A 23,938-nucleotide genomic window follows, 5' to 3' on the forward strand; every position below is an offset into this window, starting at 1 on the left:
TTTGCCATAATTGTCTATGGTATCTGATTCGGTTGGATCAAATTTGAGATTAGCAAGAGACAGGGGGACGAGTGATCGGCTTGTCCCCCAATAACCTGGCTAGGTAATTACTTGCCTTTTTCCATTTCCTTAACGAACTGCTCAAACAGATAATCAGCGTCGTGGGGACCGGGACTGGCTTCTGGGTGATACTGCACTGAAAATAGCGGTAGGGTTTTGTGCTTGAGACCAGCAACAGTGCGATCGTTCAGGTTCAGATGGGTTATTTCTACATCCTCCGCTAGGCTATCAGGATCGAGAGCAAAGCCGTGATTTTGGCTGGTAATTTCCACCTGACGCTTTTCTAAACCAGCAGGTTGGTTTAATCCCCGATGTCCGAATTTTAGCTTAAAGGTTTTCGCACCTAGGGATAAACCGAGGATTTGATGTCCCATACAGATCCCAAATACTGGTTTGTTACTTTTCAGTAACTCCTGGGTTGTGGAAATACCTTCGGAAACGGCCGCCGGGTCTCCTGGACCGTTAGAGAGGAAAATGCCATCGGGATTATATTTGAGGATCTCGGCGGCGGGGGTGCTGGCGGGAACTACGATCACCCGACAACCATAACTAGCTAGGCGACGTAGAATATTACGCTTTACTCCAAAGTCAATGGCAACTACTGTATAACGGGGTGGGGGTGTTGGGCTGTCTTTTGATTCCAAGCTGGGGCTAAATTCCCAAACTGTATCGGTGGACTCAGACCACTCGTAGCTCTCTGGTGTAGTTACTTCTTTAACTAGGTTCAACCCATCCATATTGGGAGCCTGTTCGACTAAGGATAATAATTCTGCGGGGTCGAGAATTTCGGTGGATATGCCACCATTCATGGCCCCGACAGTTCGCAGTTTGCGGGTTAAGGCACGGGTATCTATGCCATAAATGCCGGGAATATTATGTTCTTTGAGATAGTCCGGTAAGGATTGGGTAGAACGCCAGTTACTGGGACGGGTGCAAATATTACGGGCGATCGCGCCTCGGACTTGGGGTCTTTGGGATTCTTCGTCTTCTGGGTTAACTCCTGTGTTCCCTAATTCAGGATAGGTAAAGGTGACAATCTGACCACAATAACTTGGATCAGTCAAAACTTCCTGATAACCTGTCATTCCGGTGTTAAACACCACTTCACCTAAAACTGTACCTGGAGCGCCAAAGGACCAACCTCGATAGCTGGTACCATCAATCAGAACCAGTAAAGCTGGTTTAGCAGAGATAAGGGACATAAAAGCCAATTTGCATCTAAACTTAATACCTCCCTATTCTGCCAGATATCTGACAAACCGCTGATCGTTGAGTTTTGATTGCATGACAATTCAGCGGTGGAGGGCTATCAATTAACTGGTTTCCCCAAGATGCGGGTAGCGTTGAGAATGGCTAATAATGCTACTCCCACATCGGCGAATACTGCTGACCAGATGCTGGCTAGTCCGAAAATTCCTAAGATGATAAAAAAGCCTTTAATTCCCATGGCTAAACCGATGTTTTGCCAGACAATGCGGCGGGTTTTTCGTCCGATGGCGATCGCACGACTGACATAAGAGGGAGAATCGGTCATAATTACTACATCGGCAGTTTCAATGGCTGCGTCTGAACCCATACCTCCCATGGCTATACCTACGTCAGCCCTAGCAATGGCTGGCGCATCATTGATTCCATCTCCGACAAAGGCAACTTTACGATGATCTGGACTTAGTAGTTTTTCCAGTTGCTTGACTTTATCTTCGGGCCTTAATTCGGCATAATATTCATCAATATTTAAGGTTTTGGCTAGGCGATCGGCTACGGTTTGATTATCTCCGGTTAGCATGACTATTTTCTGCACTCCTTGTTTTTTGAGGGCTTTAATAGCAGCCACAGAATCGGGTCTAACTTTATCGGCAATTAGGATATATCCGGCATAGCGATAGTCTACGGCTAGATGAATTACTGTGCCGCCTACATCACAGAGAGGATGGTCGATTTTTTCTAAGTGTAACAGGCGATCGCCTCCCGCAATTACTGTCCGATTTTGCAGGTTTCCTTTGACTCCACAGCCGGGGATTTCTTGATAATCTTCGATTAAGGTTTCGGTAGGTGAATCTCCATAGTATTCACGAATTGCTTGGGCGAGAGGATGGTTAGATAGGGATTCTATTTTGGCGGCAATCTCGATTAATTCTGCTTCGGTAAAGTGATGATGAGGGACGATTTTTGTCACCTCAAATACGCCAGCGGTCAGGGTTCCTGTTTTGTCAAATATCACGGTTTTAACGGCAGCTAAATCGTCTAAAAATGTCGAGCCTTTCACTAAGATTCCCTGCTGGGCTGCTCCTCCGACTCCCCCAAAGTAGCCTAGAGGAATGCTAATTACTAAACCGCAGGGACAGGAAATTACTAGGAGAATTAATGCCCGCGAAAACCATTCTTGAAAACTGCCCAAATTGACTAGGGGAGGAATTAAGGCGATCGCTATGGCTAAACTTACCACAATTGGGGTATAATAACGTGCGAAGGTGGTGATAAATTTTTCGGTTTTGGCTTTCCGACTTTGGGCGCTTTCTACTAATTCTAAAATTTTGCTAATCGAAGATTCGTTAAATGGTTTGGTTACTTTAATGGTTAGTAGTCCGGTTTGATTGATGGTTCCCGCTAGGACTATTTCTCCGGGTTTAACGGCACGAGGTAAGGATTCTCCGGTGAGGGGTGAAGTGTCAATTTGGGAGGTTCCAGATATGATTTCTCCGTCTAAAGGGATTTTTTCTCCGGCTTTGACGACAATACTACTGCCGACATTTACTAACTGCGGAGACATGGTTTTTATTTCGCCATTTATTAGCAGGTTTGCATTGTCTGGACGTACTGCTAATAATGATTTAATTGAACGCCGAGAACGCTGCACAGAAAACTCTTGGAAACCTTCCCCAATTCGATAAAATAGCATGACAGCCACGGCTTCGGGAACTTCATTAATAGCAATGGCGCACAGGGTGGCTAAACTCATTAAAAAGGTTTCATCAAATATCTGACCTCGCCAGATATTCTTTCCGGCGCTGACTAAGATTTCCCAGCCTGTGAGTAAATATACAGGAATTAATACTATATATTCCCCCCAACCCCAAACCGCGAGTTTGAGCCAATTGTTGAAGATTAAGGCTAGGATATAAATGGCGGTGATTATTGCCAGGGGTATCACTTCGGATACCAGATTATCAGAATGGCGATCGTCTCCATTGCATGAACAGCAGGAACTCTGTTGATTATCAGTCATTGTGTGGGAGCCAAATCTTTCTATACTATCATTTTTTGGGGTGATTTTTAGGGACTTATCTTAAATCATTATTAATATTATACCAGCCATGAAAGTCGATGCTCAACTCTAACTAGAGATTAGATTAAGAAAAATTAAATTTTTGAGAGTCGCTTCCGAAAGACGGCTAGGATTAAAGTAATTGTAGCATCATGGCCAGCGGGAGTTGGGATCAATGGTTTATTGGTTGATCAAATCTGAGGAAAAAACTTATAGTATTGACCAAATGCAGTCGGATACAACTTGTATTTGGGATGGTGTTCGTAACTACATGGCTAGGAATTTCTTGCGGAAAATGCAAGTTAATGATTTGTGTTTTTTTTATCATTCTAATACCAAAATTCCGGGGATTGTCGGCTTGGTGCGAGTCATTGAATCTGATATAGTTGATCCTACTCAATTTGATGAAAATAGCCCCTATTATGACCCGAAAGCTACGGCTAACCATCCTCGTTGGTATACGGTCAGAGTAGAGTTTATTGATAAATTTCCCCAGATGATTTCTCTTGGCGACCTCAAACAGCAATTTGATCCTGATGACTTGTTACTGGTGCGGCGGGGTAATCGTTTGTCTGTCATGCCGATTCGAGTGGATATTGGCGATCGCATTCTACAATTGAAAATTAGCCGATCTGTATCTTAGATAGGATATAATTAAGCTGTTTATTTTAGGTAAAATTAACCCATGACCGTCAACACACCCCCCTGATGGCTGCAATCCGAAACATCTAATATTGTAGCTGAAATTGCTCTGATAATTCGTCAGTCACTCCAGCTTGACGAGTTATGAGAATGTGGCTCGGATGAATTGTGCTCAAAATTGAACTCTCATGCTGTTAGATTATTGTCAGGGATGATTAGAAATTAGTGGCCAGCATGAACAAGCGATTTGACTGCGATCGGGTGATGATCCTCAAGTAGAAATTATAGATACCATTGATTTAGGATTTCCTGTGGGTTTGGAACCAGATATTAGTCAATTTGTCCATAAAATTACGGTTAGACTAAATCCCCAAGATGTGCTAATATTATTTACAGATGGGATTACTGAGGGGGAAAATAGCTATGGCCAACATTATGGCATTGACCGCTTGTGTGAAGTGGCACTATGTCATCATGAACAGACATCTGAAGACAGAAAAAATGCCATTGTTTCTGATGTTTTTGAGCATATTGGTCGTCAGCGAATATTTAATAATATTACCTTGATTATTTTAAAGCAAAAATAATCCCCTTAATCACCCCAATATTAACAGCAAACTATGAGTATTTTAGTTTTTGGCAGCATCAATATGGATCTAGTGGTGCAAACTCCTCGACTCCCTCAACCTGGGGAAACTTTAACCGGATATAATTTTTTATCGGTAGCAGGTGGAAAGGGTGCAAATCAAGCCGTAGCAGCATCGCGGTTAGGGGCAAAAACTGAGATGGTAGGAAGAGTTGGCGGGGATGCTTTTGCTCAAGAACTTCTGGAGGGATTAAAAGCTAATCGCGTCGGTTGTGAAGGGGTTTTGCGCGATAATTGTACCCATTCTGGTTTAGCGACTATTGCAGTAGATAATAACGGCGAAAATCAGATTATTGTTATTCCTGGTGCTAATGGTTGTGTTGGTCCAGAAGATGTGCAGAGACTAGAACCTTTATGGGAGGAAGCAACATCTTTATTATTGCAATTAGAAATTCCCCTAAAAGCAGTGGAAGCGGCTATTCATGCGGCTAAAAATGCGGGAGTGAGAGTAATTCTTGATCCTGCCCCAGCCCCTGATGTTTTCCCTCAACAATTATATCCGTTGGTGGATATTATTACCCCCAACGAAACGGAGGCGAGTCAACTGGTGGGCTTTGCGGTCAATAATGTAGAAACTGCCCAAAAAGCTGCGGATACTCTGTTGGATTTTGGGGTAAAAACTGCTGTAATTAAGTTGGGGTCTAAGGGAGTATTTTGGGCGACTAAATCTGAATCTTTTTGGGTTCCGGCTTTTGCGGTTAATGCGGTGGATACTGTGGCGGCGGGAGATGCTTTTAATGGGGGAATGGCGGCGGCTTTAGACGAAGGGCGATCGCTAAAGGAGGCGATTCTCTGGGGGGCGGCAACGGGGGCTTTATCGACTACCCAGGTAGGGGCGCAGTCTTCTCTACCCGATCGCCAAGCCTTAGATGATGTATTGATGCCGCCCATGTCAACTTTCACGATTAATTGATTCCCAATTAGAGAGGCGATCGCGAACAATTCCCCGCCATATTTGAATTAAAGGTTCAGCTTCTATGGAGCCTTGATCACGTCTTTCTGGGAAGAGTTGATAGAATTGAGTATCGGCTAAATTAAACAGTTCAGCCGTGCTAAGATTAAGGCGGTTGGCTGTACTAATCCAACTATTTAGATCGGCTTGGGTATAGGTTCCTAAACCTTGTCGAGATTCATAACTGAGGGTTTCTAACTCATTTAAGACTTCATGGGCGATTTGATCCCAACGTTTTCGCCAAACGAAATCAACAGGATCATTAGTTAATAGTCGCCCTTGTTGTTGGGGGTAGCGAAAATAAAACTCTTCATTGACTAAAGTCATAAAAAAGTTATAATTAACACCTAAATGGCGACGGCGATCGCGTAATATTTCTATCCTTTCAAGTTCGGACATTTTACCAAATTCATCTTTGGCTGTTTCCATAACAAAAAAGCGATCGGCCCAAACATTACCCACCCACCAGCCAAAACTACCCATTACCACCATTGACAACAGGACTAAACTCGCCATTTTCAACCTAGGAGAAAACTCGAATTTGGTTATTTGTTGAACAGTAGGAGGACTAAAATTAGCCACAGGGGGCTGGTTTTTTGGGGGCGGTAATATGTCAGGGGTGACTGACTCTGGTGGCGGTTGAGTGGGAATAGGTTGAGGAGATATTGAGATCTGGTTAAGATCCTGTAAAATTTGACGCGCGGAAATATAGCGATCGCTAGGTTGACGTGCTAACATTTTATGAAAAATCCGATATAACTCAGGATTTAAAGTTAGATATGGTTCCCATTTCCAAGTAGAATTATAACTATCAATAAGTTGTTGAGGTTCTTTACCAGTTAGCAACACTAACAAAGTCGCCGCTAAAGAATATAAATCGCTATGGGGATAAACAATACCCATCTGCATTTGTTCATCTGGCGCATAGCCGAACTTTCCTAATCGAGTGGCGGGGCTGGGGTGTAAACTCTGAGAAGACCACTCGGAATTGATGTGCGCTTTCATCAGTTTTACACCTCCAAAATCAATCAAAATTGGCAACCCATCAGAGTCTCTGCAGATGATATTATCGGGGGAAATATCACGGTGAATAACTCCTAATGAGTGGATATAATCCAACACTGGCAGCAATTTTAACAGAATTTCGGTGATTTCAGCTTGGCTAAAAAATTCACCTTTTTGCAGTCGCTCTTTGAGTAATTCTCGGCAAGTGAAACCCTGGACATAATCCTGAACTACAAACATATAAATTTGACCGCATATTTGTTCCTCAAATATTTCTTGAAATCTGGGAATTTGCGGATGTTTAAGTTGGTAGAGAGTTTGCGCCTCCCGTTGAAATAACTCTCGGGATTTTTTTAACTCATAATTACCTTTGAGTTGGGGTGCGAATTCTTTTAACACGCACAACTCATCAAAGCGGTGTTGGTCTTTAGCTAAATAGGTGCGTCCAAAGCCACCATGACCTAATTCACGAATGATCAGATAGTGGTGGCGGAGAATTTGACCTGACAGCAGCGCAGTATTAATCATTTTGGGAAGTTCAAGGGATTAACTCAGCATTCAATTTGACGGTCAGCCTTGACTAATGTTACCAGAAAATTGGGAAATGTTAACAATCATCAGCACCTATTTGACTAGAACAGCCACTTATGGGTAAAATTATCATACTGTCAACGAGTGTAATTAATTATGCGATCGCTTATTGTTAATCCCCACAATTTAAACCATCTACCATCACAAATAACTACTATTACCCCAACTCAACCAGTAGCCCGTTGTTTAAAAGTCCCTTATAAATCTTTAGACAAGCTGGCTATCAAAACTATAAATAATCATGAAATTACCATAGCGCCAGTGTTAACTATGGATCGAACTTGGCGGCGCATTGTGGCTGAGAATATCAACAGTAATGACCCTGATGGTATCGCGAAAATGTTAATACCCTCCCGCCAAAAACTCTTAAAATCTGGAGTAGACTTAAACTTATTAACTCATCATAATTCTCGGAGAATTAGGGATTTAGCCCAAGTGACTAATCGCTATAAACAAAAATTACAAAAGCAGGGCTATATTGACCAGGATCAATTATTTTGGGAAGCCATTAATTATCAAACCCAAGCACCAACTCCAGCACAAACTTTATTAATTTATGGTTATTTTCAACCTCAACTTGATCAGGTAAAATTTATTAACCTAGTAGCAGGGGAAGGTAGCATCTGGGTTTTACCGACAGGAACAGAGGAAATTTTTGCCAAAAATCGAGAGGCGATCGCCTATTTAGAGAGTAAAGGATGGCAGGTCAATTATCAGGAAAATGATGATAACTTTAGCTTAGGAGAAAAACTGCAAAACTGCTTTTTGGGTAAAGGGGAACTTCCCCATAAAGTCCAATGCCATATTTACCCAAATTTAGAGGCAGAAATTAGGGGGGTTCTCTCCCAAGTTAAGCAGTTAATAATAGATGGAGTCTCAGCCAGTAAAATTGTCCTAGTGACCCAGGATGAAAAAACCTATGCGCCTTTATTATTAGATATTGCTTGGGAATATCAGTTACCACTGCGATTATTTTATAAAATTCCCTTGCGGAATATTCGCCTGGGGTATTGGATCGCATTATTGATAGAAGTCATCGAAAATAATTTTCCCTTTGAGTCTACCGCTAAACTTTTGCATCATCCTTTAGCCCGATATTTAACATATAAACAATGGTTAGAAGCGCGACAAAAGCGACCAAATAACCTAGCTGAATGGGAAGAATTAGGGTTAAATTTATCATTATTAAAATTCCCCCAAAGCGATACCCTACCAAATTGGGTAGACCGGATCAAACAAGTTTTAAAATTCTTTGATATCCGCAAAAATAGCAGCCAATGGTCTCGGGAGATAGTCGCCTTTAATCAACTAGAAACAGCTTGGCTGGAATTATCAAAACTTGATGGCGATCGCCTTAATCGACAAGAGTTTTTTCAAGATATTTTAGAGATAATCACCAAGCTAAAAGTCCCCATGCAACCAGGAAAAGGAGGGATAGAAGTTCACACCCCATTATCTCTACAGGGTGCGAGTTATCCCCATGTTTTTTTAATCGGTTTTCAGGAAGGTATCCTACCCGCAGCCATTGAAAATGATCCAGTTTTAGACTTTTACGAATCCCGGCGACTATCTCAATTCAACATTACCCTAGAAACGGCTATAGATATCGCCCAACGGAATGAATTATGTTTTTATGAACTATTAAGAATACCCACAAAATCTTTGACTTTTTCTTGTGCCGAACAGCATCACAAAAAACCGCTGTTACCTAGTCCTTATTCTACCCGTTTAGGAATAGAAACAACTCCCCCACCCCTATTGAATTTAGCCAGTATTGAGGAAGCTAGACGCTATTACTTACAGCAGCCATACCAGTTATCTAATGATGTTATAGTTAATGATATCATCAAAAATTGGCAAGTTGAACAGCGCCGAGAAAGTGGCGAATCTCCTGATGAATATGATGGGGTTATTGGCATAGGAGTTGATTATCAAAATCGGATTTTTAGTGCATCGCAATTAACGGCATTAGGTCAATGTCCGTTTAAGTGGTTTGCCACCTATTTACTATGCTTAAAAGAACCATCGGAAGCGGAAGCAGAAATCACTGGCAGTCTCCGAGGTCGGTTATATCATCGCTGCTTAGAAATTTTGTTAAAAGACATCAAAACTCAAACGGATTTAAGGCGGTTAGACATACAAGATATTAACCAAGCATTATCTCAGGCAGAAGCCGCGTTACAAGCTGAAGAAAATGTGAATTTTGACAAGTTTATAGGTTGGGAAGCGCGCAGATTAGAAGGTTTAAATATGTTAGAATTAAATTTACAAGCTGAAGATTTTTTGCTGGCTAATGCCGAAATTATTAGTCGTGAAAATTACTTTGATGCTGAATGGTATGGGTTAAAGGTAATTGCTAGGGTCGATCGCATTGATCGCACCCCCACGGGTCTATTAGTGTTAGACTATAAAACTACCAGTAGCTCACCATTGGGAATTAAAGATGATTCTGGAAAAGCCAAAATCAATATTCAAATGCCATTATATCAACAGGCGATCGCCCAAAACTTTAACGAAGTCCCAGAGGTAGATGTCAAGTTGTATTCTCTTAACAAACAGCGTTACTTAAAGGCGAAATTAACCGAACCCGCCATTTTAGAAGCCTTTGCCGAGGAGGTTAAACAACGCCTACAACAGGGTAATTATCCAGTAGCGCCAGACCAGAAACAGCAAGTCTGCCAATATTGTGAATTTGACTCTGTTTGTCGTAAGGGTAACCGTCTAAGTCGCAAAACATCATCAAAATAATTCCAGATTTTTCGTCAATTTGTAAGGATTAATTAACCATGAGTTTAACCAATGAACAACAAGCCGCTGCTACCAGTCCTCAAAGTATTATCGTCACAGCCGGGGCGGGGACTGGCAAAACTTATATGTTAGTAGAAAGGTATTTATATTATTTAGTAGAAAAGGGACTTTCTCCCTTGGAAATAGTGGCGGTTACATTTACTGAAAAAGCCGCCCAGGAATTGCGATCGCGTATTCGTTCACAGGTAAGGCAACAACTTCCTAACCGTCCCGATATCCTAGCCGAATTAGAAGCCGCCCCCATTAGTACAATTCACGCTTTAGCTAGTCGTATTTGTCGCGAACATCCCCAGGCGGCTAACGTTGCTGCTGACTTCCAAGTTTTAGAAGATTTAGAAGGCAAAATCTGGCTTTATGAAGGGTTAGAAACTGCTTTATCTAAATTGCCTATTCAGGTTTTTGAAACCATACCTTATTCTTTATTATCGCGAATTTTGGCAACCTTATTAGATGACCCCTTGATGGCAGAAAGGTCATTAAATCAACAAATAGACTGGTCAGAGTTAGCCCAACAATTGCGCGATCGCGCCTTAGAAGACCTCGTAAATCATCCCCAATGGCGGGAATTAAAAGACATTTTAACGTCAAATATTGGCAAACCAGAAGACAAACTCGAAGCCATCCGACAAGGGACAGTTAGCGCCATATTATCCCTAGAAAACGGTGATAATATCTCGGAGAATATGCAAGTTTTATATAAAATCGATATCAGATATGGTAGCAAAAAAAACTGGGGGGAAAATATACAAACTGTTAAAGATGCCTTAAAAGCCTTACGAGAAGAATTAGTTAAACCTTCTCTCAACGAAAATTTAATCAATGCAGAAGTTGGGGAAGCCGACCACAAACTAGCCGAAATGTTAGCCGCCTTAAAAGAAGCCTACCGAGAAGTTAAAGACCATTTACAAAAGTTAAAATGGCAAGGGCGAGTTTTGACATTTGCAGATTTAGAAATTGGCGCATTGACCGCATTACAAAATAATCCCACGATTCAACTCTATTATCAACAACGCTGGCGCAGCTTTTTAGTTGATGAATTTCAAGACACCAACCCTATTCAAGGGGAAATTTTAGAACTTTTAACCCAGACAGGAGATTTAACTATAGTGGGGGATAAAAAACAGTCAATTTATGGGTTTAGGCGGGCAGATATTGGGGTTTTTAATAAATTTAGAAAACGCATTATTGATCATCAGGGAGATGAGATAATTCTTAATCAAAGTTTCCGGACTCATCAGAAATTAATCAATCAAATTAATCAGGTATTTTCTCCGTTATTAGGAGATTTAAGACAAGACTTGGAAGCTGTCCGCATTGACCCGCCATCCCCTAGGGAAACATTGCAAGTATTTGTGATACCTAAAACCGCCGAAACTGATATTAATCAAAGACGGATAGCAGAAGGAAACTTGATTGCTAAAACCTTAAAAGAAATGTTAGATAATCAAATCCCAGTATTTGATAAACAAACTCAACAATTAAGACCTATTCAACCAGGCGATATCGCTATTTTAACCCGCACTTGGGAACCCTTAGACAGTTATGGAGAAGCCCTAGCCGCCGCCCAAATACCCTTAGCGCCTTCAGGAGGTGGAAACCTATTAGAAACCCAAGAAGCTAAAGATGCTTGGTCACTGCTAAAATTCTTAGCCGACCCTGGAGATGATATCGCATTAGTAGCCCTGTTAAGAAGTCCCTTTTTTGCCATTAGCGATCGCCTTTTATTCAATGTTAGTAGACAATCTCAATTATCCCACAAATCCACATCAGAAAATATCAGTTGGTGGCAAATTTTAACCACTGCGTCACCCGCCGAATTTGCTAAGGCGATCGATACTTTAAAAACACTGCTCAAACAACGCCAGATTGAGCCACCATCTCGCCTCTTACAAATAGCAGATCAATTAACAGGATATACAGCCATAATCGCCAATTTACCAGCCTCTAATCGTCGCCTAGCCGACTTTAGTGGATTTCGAGAATTAGTGCAAATTTTAGAACAAGGAACCGATGATTTATTCGGAGTAGTTCGCCGTCTCAAGCGCCTAAAAGATAAAGCCGTAACCGTAGAACGTCCCCCCATTAATACCAGCAATGCAGTATCATTAATGACCATTTTTGCCGCCAAAGGATTAGAATGGCCGATGGTAGTTGTAGCCGACCTCAGCCGCCCAAGTCCCAACTCATCAGTACCCGTTTATTTTGACCCAGAATATGGTGTCGCTATCCGCTGCAAAGACGACGACAAAGACCTGAAAGATCCAGTTCTTTACAACTGGTTAAAATATCGAAATCAACAGCGAGAAGAAGCCGAAGCCTTGCGAATACTTTATGTAGCATTAACTCGCAGTCGGGATTATATCTTATTAACCGCCCCCCAGGAAAAAGGTAATTATTTAGATAAATTATACTTAGGGTTACAAGCCGCCAATATTCCCATAACCACCCTAGAAATTAATAGTGATGATATCATCCCGCCAGTCCCCCCAAGTCCCCCACCTCCAGCCATTAACCCTCCCCTACTGACCAACGCGATGACCTCTGGTTTATTTGAACTTCCTGTAACCTCTTTAAGTGAATATAAACGTTGTCCAGCCCGGTTTCAATTCATGTATATTCTCGGACATCCAGGCTTATCAGAAGAAGCCAATCAAGGCATGATAATTGGTCAGTTAGTTCACAACGCTTTAGAATATGATATCAGAGACATTGATCAACTCGGCAAATTCGCCCAAAATGGCAGTAATGAACAATCACTCAGGGAGGCAATTTACCTCGCTCAAGAGTTTGATAATACTGAAGAATTTAAAAGATTCATACACCCCAAAAATCAGCGAGAAGTTGAGTTAAAATTAGATATATTAGGGGTTACCTTTAATGGCGTAGCCGATTTAATTGGGGATAATTGGGTGCTAGACTATAAAACCGATAAAGTCATGCGTCCAGAACACCATAATCTACAACTATGGGCTTATGCTAAAGCCTTAAACTGTTCGGAGGCACATATTGCCTATTTACGCCATAAAAAATGCTACTCTTTTTCACCGGAAATATTAGCCAAAACTGCCCACGAGGCAGAAAGCATAGTTCGAGATATAGTAGAGGGATACTATCCCCCCAAACCATCACGAGAAAACTGCCAAACCTGTCGCTATGGTGAAATTTGCGAACATAGGTATGAGTCTATATAAATGATGGATGGTGCGTCAAGGTTGAAAGCGTTTCTATTTATCCTAAATTATCTCAATCTGACGCATCTTACTAGCTTAAAAAACGCCATATTATTTTCAACTCCCCTGCAACAAATTATTACAATCTGTTTCCGTCGATTGTCCTTTAAGCAACTCTTCAAATATTTGATTCAGTGATTTTTCTCTGCTCACCTGATTCAACTTTATCGGGTCATCTGCAAACCTAGTAATCACTTGTTCAGCCAAATTATACTCCTGGGAACTGGGTTGACAAAAACTTCTATCAAATTCCCTAAAACCTAACAAATACGAGAGAGATAAAAACACATTTTGCTTATATTGAATATTCAAACAACTGGGGTTTTGTTGCCGTAAATACTCTAAAATTTTCCCAAAATGATTGCGATAATTTAAGATATGACCCGAATCTTGGAAATTAAAATACCATAGCAAAATTCGACCATAACCCCACATATATCCTTCATTAGTGAATCGCTCCGAATTATCCAATAAATTAAAATATCGTTGTTGTCGGGATTCATTTATAGCAGTTCTCGCCAAATAAAGGAAATATTCATAGTTAATGCTTGTTCTTGTATCGTCTATAATTTGCAATTCTTGGGATTGATTAAAATAAAAATCTGACCAAATAAACGCAGAAAATTTATAGAGCTTTCCTACCCATATTAAACAAATTTTAACACAATTTATTTTTTCCTTAAAATCAGTGGGGTAAATATTAAGAATATTAGTCATTTTGTGCCATCGAGAATCTCCGAGAATTTGTGTTAATTCTGTCAATTCTTCTGGATTAATATATTGAAGAACATCGAGATTATAACTATTTTTGGGCAAAATACTGGTAATTTGAGATAGTAATTGGGTTAATTCTTCGTATTTTCTGCGTGTCACTGGTCTGTTGTTTTGGAAAATTATGTCCAATTTAGTGATAACTTTTTGTAAATAGTCTTGTAAATTTTGCCAGCGATCGCTATTATATCTAAATAACTCTATTTGCGTTTGCGACTTTTCCGCACGGGTTTGACTCAACTTCAGATAGGGAATATAACCATAGTATCTGACCGTAACAATTCGATTAGTTAACTCCGCTTTGATGTTATACTTATTGTTAATATCTTCAACTTCCAGCAGGGGAGACGACCCCGGTTTGAGGGTGAATTTTATCCTCACCTCTACATCTTCCGTTACTTCATTTTCCACCACAGAAATGCTATAATCTTGGGGAACATCGTTTTTACAAAAATCTGCGCCATTAACCCGAATTGGCAGAGTCGGATTTAAGTTATCTTGGGGGATTCTAAAAGTATCTTTATTATCAAGTTCCGGGATTTTGCCAATCAACTCGCGAGATTCCCCTTCATAGGAAATAATATCGCCTTCCGTCAGTTGAATCCACCTCTCTTGACCCTCAATAGCAATCTTAAACTCGATTTTATCTAGGTAAATTCCAAACAGAGGAAATCTTGACCCATGATTCTGCTTGTATTGCCAAATGCGGTCAAATTCTCGAAGCTGGCTAGAAACAAAAATCACTCCGGGAAGCAAAGATTGGACTTGAGATTCGATGAATGGATGATATTGAGAAACTAAAACAAATTGATATTGGGGATAAGTTTGGATGAGGTTTTGAATCTGAGTTAAATCGATTCGGTTTAAAATAATTTCTCTGATTGTCTGGCGAGATACCGTCACCTTTTTATAAAAAATGCGATCTTGATGCCAGATTTCACCAACAAAGATGATATTTTGTTGATTGATAATATGTTGCTGAAAAAATGCGACTTTTTGCAAGTAATTCGCCAGATGTTTAATGGTCTGTGATTGATTCGCTAACATCCGAAAATTATTTTGCAAAATTGCTGATGCCAAATCTTTACATATTGACTGATAAGTGTCGAGGGGATTCAAATTAAATTGATGTTTAATCGGAGTTTGATGCTTCAAAATGGGGATATTATTATTCATTTCAATCGTAATCATTTCCCGACTAACCCAGTTATCTAAATTCAAGAACAACAGAGGTCTAGTTATTCGGCTTTTTTGGCAAAGAGAATAATTATTCCAGTAATGATAAGCACTACTATATAAATAGGCTTCTTGGGAGGCTAAAAAATGACTGGTACTAAGAGTTAATAAGTCGATAGTATCGGGAATAATAAACAGTCGTGGAGTCTCCCCAGCGGATAACGGGGTTCCCATCCAAGTCGCTGCTGTTGTTTGAAGGGTCAACCTTGACGGATAATTTTCTGTAAAAATGGGTTGATTCAAATAGTGAGAATTGCCATAATCTTTAATCAAGTTTTTATAGCCTCTCGGTAAATCTCCAGGGGAGGGAGTTAAGCTGTCTATGGATTTGTTAAATTGGTTGGCATATTGACAGCAGTCAACGTAAGATTCCAAATTAAATAATCGCGTTGTCATGATCATTAATTTTCCTGATTGGTTAAAGAATTGAAAATTTGCTTAATCTCTTGTAATTCGGTCGTTTTATACATTAAATCGTGCAAATCAAAGCTACGTCTAGAAAAGTTAAAATTGACACCTCCGATATAGGCAACTTTATCGTGAAGTAGGGTTATTTTAGCATGGCAATAATCGATAATTCTGATGTTAAAATCAGCATCTTGGCTATTCATTTGGCTATCAATAACAACTTGCGTTTGTGATAACTTTAAAAGTTCTCTTAATTCGGGCGTAGGTCGAAAGCTGCGACTGATGATAACGATATTTCCCCGAAACTCGCGGAGTTCGTTGAGTAAATCTTGATAGTATTGGCGGGGATTTAAAAGCTGAGGATTAGAAATAATTTGGGATTGAGAGGGACGGGGAATGGAACGCAAGGTCAACACATTACCAGAAACGATGATATCATCTTGGGTGTGGTTATCCCAAAAGTGACCGAATGTTTGAATCAGTTGGGAATGTAAGGGGGTATTTCTCCAAATCATCCCTGATTCTAAATTTCGCTTTAAACTTCCGGCGGTCAAATTGCAGGAACCCAGATAAGCATATTGTTCAGAAATACAGGTTTTTAAGTGAAATTTTCCGCTTCTAATTTGTAGCTTATGGGTATTGGTTCCCAACAATTTCCGCAGACACCTTACCTTGTTTTGGTCGGACCTTTGGTAACTGATTGGTAATTGTTGTCTGGACTCCACTTGACTGTCAATTCTATCAATTACTTCGTCTCTTAAATCGGTGAGAATCCACACCCCTTGAGAGAGTTGTTCAGATTTTTGACAAATCATTTCAACGACATCTTCCGCCTCAATGATATAGCTAGATATTAGCAAAAATTCTGCGGATTTATTAATAATTTGGGTGATGTAATTATGATATTGTCTTTTAATAACAAACTTTTGGGCGGGTGAAAAACTGGGTTGGGGTTGAAGATGGTTGGGAAAATGACTGATTTTGATTTGTCGATCGCATCTATATTTTTCCACCAAATCGGCGATATCTTCGGGTGGTTTATCTTCCCGTTTTTGCAGGAATTGAATCGCTTGCTGTAGAGAGGAGGAAAGTTCCGCCAATTCAACCGTCAGCGATAATTGAGGCGAAAAAGTGACCCTAGCTGCGCCGGATATGGAGGTCAAAAAATAATCTATTTTGGCGGAATCTTCCAAGTTTTCCCAAGTCTCGATCGCCTCTTTCCAGATCTTCTCAGACAGTTGGGGAGATAAATTTGGATGGCGATCGCTATTTAAAATTAACGTATAAATTCCCTCCTGTTGGGACTCTTGATAAGGAAAAATGGGAATTTGGCGATCGTCCGGTTGTAGCGAAAATTGTGCTTCTTCCCCGTAACTGACAAATTTATACTCGTAAAATTGGGGAGGGGGAAGATTCCTGGAAACCTGGGGATTTAAAAGTTGCAACCCCGACAATTGATATAATTCATTGTCATTAGTCACTTGATGCAACTGTTTTAATAATTCAATTAATACAGAATTAGGCACAAAATCCAAACCAAAAGATTCTCGCAAAAGCCGAGGAGTCCGCCTCTGGGTTTGAGTAGCAACAGCTTCAACCTCCCGCAACAATTCAGCCATAGAGATGCTACTCCCCAACGGCGTGGGAGATTGACGATAAAATATTCCTTTAAATTGACATTCAACTTTCATGATAAAATTACCGTCCTTTCTGTGCTTTTTAATCGAGTAACTGCTAATTTTTGCAACGGCGAATTAGGTCGCCATCGCTCAAAGTCTCCCACCATAATCAAATAATCTTTGGCGCGAGTTAAGGCAATTTTTGTTTGTTCCCACTTCACATTTTGAGGTTCTCCACTACAGCAAAAAACCACAATTTTTCTCTCTTTCCCTCTCCAATTATCAATCGTGTCGATAAAATATTGCGGATATTCCTGAATTAACCGTTCTCGTTCTCCTTCCGACGTGGCAATGATGCCGATATCTTCTCGATTGTCAGGTAAATTTTTTAAGCAGTTTGAGATGTTTTGAATTTCGGTTGTTTGGGGAACATCTTGCCAAACTAAGCGATGATTTAAGGACGGTAAATTATAGTATATAGGTTCCGTGTAAGTTTGAATCCAGTCATTAGAAATTAGCGAATAGACAGGAACCGCAATTTCTGGATGCAAGCGAAACTGTTGAGTTAGTTTATAGGAATAAGCTGGTAGTAAATGGTGAGAGAGAAAGGAAAAGGCATCAACGCGGGTTAAGGTGTTGGCATTGCGTTGACTTATATAAGTATGGGTTTCGTCGCCAAACAAGACTAATTTTTGAGTTAAACCTGCCAATAAAATCAATTCATCCCAGCTTAAATATTGAGATTCTTCCACAATTACCAAGTCAAACTTACTTTCCCATAGGGATTGATTTGCTACATCAAAAAACTCTCTAGCCGTTGCCAAGATGGGAATTTGGGGACTATTTGCCAACTGTTTCGCTAATTGTTCGATTTCCGTTTCTGGGAGACTTCCGAACAGTTGACTGAGGCTGAGTTGTTGTTTGAGTAAGGGAGTCAGCCGTTGCAGTTGAATGGCGACGATATCCCGCCTAGCTGGGGTTAAATCGGGAAATTCCCGTTGGAGAAGCTGGGAAATTTCCGCGTGAGATTTATTTTCAATTCGCGGCAACCAGGTTTCCAGTTTGGCGGGAGTTCGCAGTTTTGCCAATTCCAAATCTGGCAGATAGTAGGCGGGTAAATAGTCCATCTTTGGCTGATATAAGTGATGATTTCGCAGTTGTTCAGCGATGGAGTTTTGATGACTTTCAGATTGATTCAGCCGCAATGGATAGCCGGGTAATTTTTCATAAGCATCGAGAACAGTGGGATAATAACTCAGGATTAAAATTCGCTTTTCGTGGTTTATAGCCGCATCAGCTAAACTGGCAGCAATGCGGGTTTTTCCGGTGGCGGGAGGGCCAGAAATTAAGGCGATCGCACTATTTGAAAGACCCATTTCTAAAGCGATTTCCTGATGACCAGTCAGCGAATATACCGGAGTAATACTGGGAAAATTTAGACCTGATTCTGGTCGCAAATAGACCCCACCAGCACCAACTGTTTCTACAATTAACTTTAGCGGTAATGTCGGTTGATTTCGTAGCTGCGATAACCGTTGCTGTATCGCCTGTATCATTGACCGCGATACCTGTTTAGAATTTAGTAATCTGTCTAAATGCGACCAAAACTGTTGTTCATTCATTATCCGTTAATTGATTAATTAAACCTTTAATAAAGCCAGACATCATATTAACCGTCTGCGTCAAACCGTCCTCCGCGAGAAAATTAGGAGTTTGCATCAGCCAAACTTTTCTGGGGTTCTCAAAATTCCATGAATTGGGTATCTCCGACAAAAATTTATGGGGAGAAATCTGCAAGTAAAAAATCAGTGCGGTTTTAATCTCTGGTTGCTGTTGTTGTTGGCTTTTCAGATAGTTAATACCTTCCAAAATCATCTCATTACTGGGACCATACCAAAACACCCAAATCGGGATTTTAATTGTCCGAGTGGTCAGACTCGCTGACCTCAAATCATGAATTTCTAGGTTTAACAGCCAATCTCCCAAGCTAATATTATCCGGTTTTTCCACCCTAAAATTATAAACTTTGTCTTTTAAGAAAACTTGAATTTTCAGATTTTCTTCATTTTTTTGGCTGAAATAACGTCCTTTTTCGGGAACCGTTTGCCGCCATAATTCGGCGGTGGGATCTACATAAAAATTTGCTAATTTGGTCAATGCCATCAACAAACAGATACCGATAACGTCAGCGAATAACTGATTCCGAAAACCCCAGATTTTTTGCTTTTCCTTTCTTTTGGCAAGATAATCCAGATAGGCGCGATAGAAGCTATTATAAATTGGATGTTGAAGCAAAACATAATTGGGTTTTAGCAGTTGAAATTGTCTCAACTTTCTGAGAATTTCCCGGACGTGGGTTTGATTTTTAAATACCTTAATTGATTTGCTAAAACTGCGGTTATCTGTGGCATATTCTGAACTTAAGCGCGTAGACTCTAAATATAATATTTTACCCACAAAATAAATCAGCAATTTATTTTCCGGTGTGTTATAATCTTGATAGCGTCTAATCGCCATTAACTGTTGACGGGAACCCCCTTTTTCCGCAGCATTTCTGCCAGGACGGCGCGTATAATCTCGCAAGCAATAAGCGTCCATTTCTTGAATGCGTCCGATGGGGGTTAATTCCGCTCTACGTCGCAGTTGTTGCCGCATTTTGGGAGTAATGGTTTGTAGCTTTTGGTTTAATTCATAGCGATTTTGCAACGTGATAATTAAAGGTTTTTGTGCATCTTGAATTTTAGCATCTTGGTTTGGTAAATCTAGGAGGCGAACTCTGGCTTGGTTTCCCAATTTTTCCGACACCAAGTTTTCCCACAAACCCGTCAAAACTGGTAAGCATCTGGAGACGGTATCATCAAAGCGATCGCCTAATTTTTCCTCCCAGATTTTCGATTGGCTTTCGTCCTCACAATTATCGCGATCGCACACCTCATCAGCCACCTTAATTATCACCGAAGTCGGCTCCAAAGTCAACTCGTATAGCAATCTATTATTCTGATGTTCCAGGTCAGAGATTTCCAAATAAGGAAAAGCAATTTCATACAATCCCCCACCGAGAGCGATCGCTTCTTTACCGGTCAAATTTTCGGCTTCATTTGCCAAAATAATGGGGCGATCGCGCACCTGTAAAACCTGATTATTAGCCACAGGATTAGCGCCATTCAGATACGCGAATAAACTCCGATAAATTTGCATTGTTCCCTACTCCTCTGGATAAATCAAACCTTTCCACTCAAATTGACCCGTCGAACTATTCCTAGACTTTTCAAAAGCCTTAGTCAAAGGTTCATCCCCCAATTGCTCAATCAATTGTTTCATCTCCTCCAATTCTTCGTGATAATCATCAATCATCAACCCCCGCAATTTCGGCAATAACTTCTGTCCAAATTGGTCAGCCAAAGCATAGCGAAACTCAGCCGAGTTAACCTCAGAAACTCCCGGATAATTAACCACATATTGAGTGATAGCTTGATAAACACGATGAGCAAAAGGATGTCCAATTTTCTCCATCACATTATTGGCTCTATCCAAATATTCTTTAACTTTGCGAACCACAGGAGAATTAACTTGTGGTCTTCTTCTCCAAGCCTTAAACTTTTCATAATCCAAATAACCTTGAGGTCTATTAACCCCAGGACTGTTGTTACCGTCTTCCCGTAGCTTCAAATTTTCTGGCTTACCAAAAGTTAAAACATTCGCTCTATCTAGCACCTTATCCGATAAAGTTTGGGTCGTTTCATCCTCATTCATCGTCCCCACAAACAAAAACTCTTCTGGAATTTTCAGGCGACGTTCTTCCTCCCTCAGCGGCAAACTTCCCAAATCAATCTCTAAATAAGTGTCCCCCGAACGACGGCTTTCTAACTTAGAAAGAAAATCACTGAAATAATATTCAACTCGCGCTAAATTCATCTCATCTAGCAACACGATAACGATTCGATTTTGCATCTGATTGTCATGATTGTATTGATACAGACCCCGCATCAAATCCGTCGGTTTAAATTTCTTTTCGATATAATTGTAGAACCCTTGCAAATCTTGCGGAGAATCCCAACGGGGTTGCACCGCCAAAGTCAAACACTGTGCGCCAATAAAATCAGCATACCTTTGGGGAAGTTCACTTTTTCCAGTCCCACTAATCCCCGCCAAAACCACTAAAGCCGATATATCCTGCACTTTTAAAGAAGTGTGAAAAGCATTGACTACCCGCCGAGTAAATGTCAATCCTTGTAAGTTCAGGAATGCTGTAAAACTTTGTAAAAATTGCTTTTCTATATCTCCGCTATTGCCGATATTCCATGGTGGTGTCGGCAAATGATTCCACAACTTATCCTTGAGCGCCTTCATCGCCACTTCAGTGCTATTACTGAGATTTTCTAATTCTCCTTTCAAACCATCAATCTCTTCTTGATGTCTCTGTTTTTCCTCTTGTAATTGAGCGTTTTTAACTCGCAAGCCATTCATAGTTATATTAGCCGTATTTATGTTATGCTCTATATCTTGTAAATCCAGCATTTTTCTGCGAATTTCAGCATTCAGATTTCTGATTTGCCTTCTTAAATTTTCAATTTCTTGATAATCTTGTTGGTGTTGCTGAATCACCTGTAAAATTCGTTGCTTTTCACCTTCCAAACGCTGAATTTCTGGACGTAGCTGCTCGATTCTGGTTTGCAAGTGTTGCTGTTCAGCAGATAAAGCATCATAACTCGCTCTGATAACTTCCAACTCCCCTTGTCGAGTCTGAAGGGTTTGCAGTGACTCTGTCCTAGCTTGAATTTGCTCTGTGAGTTCCTGTAATTCAGCCTTTTTAGCGTGATATTGCACTTCAATTTGGGCGAGGGAATTTCGTTGATTCGCTAACTCTTGTAACTGGGAATTTAGAGCAGCAATTTCACCTTCTAATCCGCTTTTATTTTGGCTCAATTCTCCGATTTGAGCTGCCATTTGTTCTAACGTCTCTAATTGGGGATTGCTGATTCTGAGTCTCTCTAGGCGAACTTTTAAATCCTGTTCTTGCTGTTCAATTTCCTGAACTCTGTTTTGCAGATTATTTAAATCATGCCTTTTATTAGTTAGCTGACCTTGTGCGCGACTCAATTGTTGGGTCAATTTATTGTGTCTATCTTGGATTTCTTGGACTTTTGCTAATAGCTGTTGATGTTCTTGTTTTAAATCCTGGATTTGCTGTTGAGTTTTGATGACTTCTTTGCTAGATTTTTTGATGCTTTCAATAGTAACTGTTGCACCCCCTAATCCCCCCAATGTACTTCCGAAGATGGTACTCCAAGCGTCTCGGGATGGGGAAATAAAGAATACAGCCGCACCTCCCAACAGACAAGAACCACCGACGATCGCCAAATTTTTGATCATCCCAGATACCCTGAACTCTTCTATCTCTACTATCCTATCGGCGCAGCATCGAGAAATTACGCAAATTCAGGCACAAGTTATGTAAATTTTTGTGAACATCCCCAATTACAGTCCAGGGTAGAAGTCCAGAAAATTTAGAATCTCCTCTGGGGAATTTCACCAACCCTTCAACCTGACACCCTCATTATAATAGTGTTCATCAACTCTCCCCCCAACTGCCTCAAGCTATAGAAGCAGTAATCATCAGCCACTGACTTCTATAATTGGCTATCGTCGATTTTGTGATCGTTGATTTACCCCCCAATCTTCAGCTTCTTGGCTAGATTTTTTAGCTTGAGTTGAACTCGTTTGATTAGTGGTTTTTGGGTATCAATATCATGGCGAATAGCCTGGGGTTTATCCATTAACATACTCGACAATAAACCAAAAGATGAGCGGGATGCAAATAGTAACTCATCACAAGCAGCCAGCAAATCTAAATCTACCAGAGCCTCAATGCCATTTTGAATTAAGTCCTCGCATTCTTCGGGATTTTGATGCAGTCGTTTTCCCGAAGCAGAAAACCACTTATTAGTTGAGATAATAACCGGAAATTTCTGTTTAAATGAAGACAGCACCTCTTGAGAATCGGTGGCTACAAATATCTTATAGTTAGGGTGTTTTGACTTAACCGACCTGATGATTGATGCCAGAGATGATTCTACCTCTGATAAAGGCACTTTCATATCGGAGTAACGAATATGCACCCCAATCATATAATCGGCAAAATATTCTCGTTTAAATTCCTCAACCTGTAACCGAATGTCCTCTTTTAAGCTGAGGTTAGACTGCAAAACCAACTGGAGAATTTCCAGATTATTCATTGAGGCAAAACGACTAGCTGACCCAGTAAATAAAGGGCGCATAAAACCAATTTTATGGGTATAAGCGGACAACACTATAATAGTTTCGGTATAATCCAAACGAGACACATCAAAGGACAAGTCTTTATAGCAACTAAGACCCGACTCATTGATTACAGAACCCAAAGACCGATTAAGTTTATTTTGCCAATGGGTAGGATAAATCGAATCGGTGGCGGGTAACACTTCTACGGACTGTGCTACGGGACAGTCGAAATACCGGAAAAATAAGTTAGTTCCACTATTAGAATAACTCCCATCTCGCCAATCAACTACTAACTGACGACCACTCAACTGAGCATATAAAATCCCGGTAGCTACTGCAAAAACACGATTACCAATGCCTGATGTTCCCTTGACAACAATATAGTTAGTCATAGTTATAATGATTATTGGTAAAGTTATGATGATTAATTTAGCACGATTTTAC

At 40.5% G+C, this 23,938-nt stretch carries 14 protein-coding genes; 5 read left to right on the plus strand and 9 right to left on the minus strand.

All coding sequences use genetic code 11. The features are described from left to right. Nucleotides 1-107: 107 nt before the first annotated feature. Together carA and ACTIE0_RS06575 are read right to left on the minus strand one after the other, a co-directional pair. Nucleotides 108-1,262, minus strand: a complete 1,155-nt coding sequence (gene carA, locus ACTIE0_RS06570) for a glutamine-hydrolyzing carbamoyl-phosphate synthase small subunit (protein ID WP_006624922.1) — start codon at nucleotides 1,260-1,262, stop codon at nucleotides 108-110. A 107-nt stretch (nucleotides 1,263-1,369) separates the two neighbouring features. After that, nucleotides 1,370-3,286, minus strand: a complete 1,917-nt coding sequence (locus ACTIE0_RS06575) for a heavy metal translocating P-type ATPase (RefSeq protein ID WP_006668250.1) — start codon at nucleotides 3,284-3,286, stop codon at nucleotides 1,370-1,372. A gap of 214 nt (nucleotides 3,287-3,500) precedes the next feature. Between ACTIE0_RS06575 and ACTIE0_RS06580 the strand changes: the two genes are divergently transcribed. The 3 genes from ACTIE0_RS06580 (at nucleotide 3,501) to rbsK (ending at nucleotide 5,526) form a co-directional block, all read left to right on the plus strand. Beyond that, nucleotides 3,501-3,968 carry an EVE domain-containing protein gene (locus tag ACTIE0_RS06580; protein ID WP_006624920.1) on the plus strand — a complete coding sequence of 156 codons (468 nt, stop codon included), beginning with the start codon at nucleotides 3,501-3,503 and terminating at the stop codon, nucleotides 3,966-3,968. Between the two features lie 283 nt (nucleotides 3,969-4,251). Then, nucleotides 4,252-4,554 carry a PP2C family protein-serine/threonine phosphatase gene (locus ACTIE0_RS06585; protein WP_338085928.1) on the plus strand — a complete coding sequence of 101 codons (303 nt, stop codon included), beginning with the start codon at nucleotides 4,252-4,254 and terminating at the stop codon, nucleotides 4,552-4,554. 33 nt (nucleotides 4,555-4,587) lie between these two features. Beyond that, nucleotides 4,588-5,526, plus strand: coding sequence for a ribokinase (gene rbsK / locus ACTIE0_RS06590; RefSeq protein ID WP_006668249.1), 939 nt, complete (start codon nucleotides 4,588-4,590; stop codon nucleotides 5,524-5,526). Here the strand turns inward: rbsK and ACTIE0_RS06595 are convergent. Continuing rightward, nucleotides 5,506-7,098 carry a serine/threonine-protein kinase gene (locus ACTIE0_RS06595; RefSeq protein ID WP_006624917.1) on the minus strand — a complete coding sequence of 531 codons (1,593 nt, stop codon included), beginning with the start codon at nucleotides 7,096-7,098 and terminating at the stop codon, nucleotides 5,506-5,508. The two genes, rbsK and ACTIE0_RS06595, sit on opposite strands and share 21 nt — an antisense overlap. 159 nt (nucleotides 7,099-7,257) lie before the next feature. Between ACTIE0_RS06595 and ACTIE0_RS06600 the strand changes: the two genes are divergently transcribed. Beyond that, complete coding sequence (locus tag ACTIE0_RS06600) at nucleotides 7,258-9,909, plus strand: PD-(D/E)XK nuclease family protein (protein ID WP_006668248.1); 2,652 nt, start codon at nucleotides 7,258-7,260, stop codon at nucleotides 9,907-9,909. 38 nt (nucleotides 9,910-9,947) lie between these two features. Next, nucleotides 9,948-13,160: a UvrD-helicase domain-containing protein gene (locus tag ACTIE0_RS06605; protein WP_006668247.1), complete on the plus strand. Its 3,213-nt coding sequence runs from the start codon at nucleotides 9,948-9,950 to the stop codon at nucleotides 13,158-13,160. A gap of 96 nt (nucleotides 13,161-13,256) precedes the next feature. Here ACTIE0_RS06605 and ACTIE0_RS06610 read toward each other — a convergent pair whose 3' ends face one another. The 6 genes from ACTIE0_RS06610 to ACTIE0_RS06635 form a co-directional block, all read right to left on the minus strand. Next, nucleotides 13,257-15,602 (minus strand): hypothetical protein, encoded by a 2,346-nt coding sequence (locus tag ACTIE0_RS06610; RefSeq protein WP_235677508.1) that lies wholly within the window; start codon nucleotides 15,600-15,602, stop codon nucleotides 13,257-13,259. Nucleotides 15,603-15,607: 5 nt separating this feature from the next. Continuing rightward, the gene (locus tag ACTIE0_RS06615) at nucleotides 15,608-17,305 is read right to left on the minus strand and encodes a phospholipase D-like domain-containing protein (RefSeq protein ID WP_006624913.1); all 1,698 of its coding nucleotides are present in this window, start codon (nucleotides 17,303-17,305) and stop codon (nucleotides 15,608-15,610) included. Next, a complete protein-coding gene (locus ACTIE0_RS06620; RefSeq protein ID WP_006624912.1) occupies nucleotides 17,302-18,855 on the minus strand; it encodes an AAA domain-containing protein in 1,554 nt (517 codons plus the stop codon). The genes ACTIE0_RS06615 and ACTIE0_RS06620 overlap by 4 nt, the downstream gene beginning before the upstream one ends. Beyond that, entirely contained in the window at nucleotides 18,848-20,431 is a 1,584-nt protein-coding gene (locus ACTIE0_RS06625) for a DUF2357 domain-containing protein (protein ID WP_006624911.1), read from the minus strand. The genes ACTIE0_RS06620 and ACTIE0_RS06625 overlap by 8 nt, the downstream gene beginning before the upstream one ends. A gap of 6 nt (nucleotides 20,432-20,437) precedes the next feature. Next, entirely contained in the window at nucleotides 20,438-22,606 is a 2,169-nt protein-coding gene (locus tag ACTIE0_RS06630) for an McrB family protein (protein ID WP_439516862.1), read from the minus strand. Nucleotides 22,607-22,899: 293 nt separating this feature from the next. Next, nucleotides 22,900-23,886 carry a nodulation protein NodZ gene (locus tag ACTIE0_RS06635; RefSeq protein WP_006624909.1) on the minus strand — a complete coding sequence of 329 codons (987 nt, stop codon included), beginning with the start codon at nucleotides 23,884-23,886 and terminating at the stop codon, nucleotides 22,900-22,902. Nucleotides 23,887-23,938: the final 52 nt, after the last annotated feature.

This window comes from Limnospira sp. (assembly GCF_051859755.1).
Taxonomy (GTDB): Bacteria; Cyanobacteriota; Cyanobacteriia; order Cyanobacteriales; family Microcoleaceae; genus Limnospira; species Limnospira fusiformis.